1 pseudogene is annotated in these 1,688 nt (G+C 74.9%); it reads left to right on the forward strand.

The annotated features are described in order from the left end of the window. Positions 1-1,646 (forward strand): annotated as a pseudogene (locus tag ABD158_RS05655) (hypothetical protein); the annotation flags it as partial. Between the last annotated feature and the right edge of the window lie 42 nt (positions 1,647-1,688).

Genomic DNA, 1,688 nt, shown 5'->3' on the forward strand with positions numbered 1-1,688 from the left:
CCACCCCCGCCGACACCGACGGCGACGGCCTCACCGACGACCAGGAGATCGAGCTCGGCACCGATCCCGAGGACTCCGACACCGACGACGACGGCCTGGGTGACGGCGTCGAGGTCAACGACACCCTCACCGACCCCCTCGACCCCGACACCGACGGCGGCGGCGTCACCGACGGCGCCGAGGTCGGACGCGGCACCGACCCCCTCGACCCCGACGACGACCTCGTCACCCCCGCCGACACCGACGGCGACGGCCTCACCGACGACCAGGAGGCCGAGCTCGGCACCGACCCCGAGGACCCCGACACCGACGACGACGGCCTCACCGACGGCCGCGAGGTCGAGCTGGGCACCGACCCGCTCGCCACCGACTCCGACGGCGACGGCCTGGGCGACGGCCGCGAGGTCGACAACACCCGCACGGACCCGCTGGTCGCCGACACCGACCGCGACGGTCTCGACGACGGCGTCGAGGTCGACACCCACGACACCGACCCGCTCGACCCCGACACCGACGGCGGTGGCGTGCTCGACGGCGCCGAGGTCGCCCGGGGCACCGACCCCCTCGACCCGCGCGACGACCTGCCGCCCGCCGACCTCGACACCGACGGTGACGGCCTCACCGACGACGAGGAGGCCGAGCTCGGGACCGATCCCGAGGTGGCCGACACCGACGGCGACGGGCTCGGCGACGGCCAGGAGGTGACCACCTACGACACCGACCCCCTCGACCCCGACACCGACGGCGGTGGGGTGGACGACGGCACCGAGGTCGGCGCCGGGACCGATCCGCTCGACCCCGCCGACGACGAGCCGCTCGGTGACGCCGATCCCGACGGCGACGGGCTGACCGACGAGGAGGAGGCCGAGCTCGGGACCGATCCTGAGGTGGCCGACACCGACGGCGACGGGCTCGGCGACGGCGTCGAGGTCGACCTCGGCACCGACCCGCTGGACCCCGACTCCGACGGCGGCGGCGTCGCCGACGGCACCGAGGTGGGTGCGGGGACCGATCCGCTGGACCCGGCCGACGACCTGCCGGCCGGTGACGCGGACTCCGACGGCGACGGTCTGACCGACGGCGAGGAGATCGGTCTGGGGACGAACCCGAACGTCGCGGACAGCGACGGCGACGGCCTCTCCGACGGACGCGAGGTCGACGGCCGGCCCGGGACGTGTGCCGACGGGACCGACCCCCTGGACCCCGACACCGACGGCGACACCCTGAGTGACGGGGCCGAGGTGGACGGCATCTGGATCGGTCAGAAGGTCAAGCGTCTGAAGGGGGCGCCGAAGCCGATCGGCCGGGTGCGCACGGACCCGTGCCGCGCGGACACCGACCGTGACGGCCTGAGAGACGACCGGGAGGTGCAGGGCGTGCGGATCGCGCAGCAGATCCGCGTTCCCTCCGGGACCTACTTCCTCGGCACCCGCAAGAGCGACCCGCGCGCGGCCGACACCGACCGCGACGGTCTGACCGACCGCCAGGAGGTGACGGGCAACCGGAACCGGAAGTTCGGCAAGCGCAAGACCGACCCCACCACCTTCGACACCGACCGCGGTCGGCTCGGGGACGGTCAGGAGGTACGCCGCGGGTCGGACCCGAGCAACAGCCGCTCGACCCCGTCCAACCCGCGCCGACGCTGACCGCGACGGCACCCCGCAGGCCCCCCCGGGAAGAGCCGGGGC

The organism is Nocardioides lentus, assembly GCF_039529515.1.
Taxonomy (GTDB): domain Bacteria; phylum Actinomycetota; class Actinomycetes; order Propionibacteriales; family Nocardioidaceae; genus Nocardioides; species Nocardioides lentus.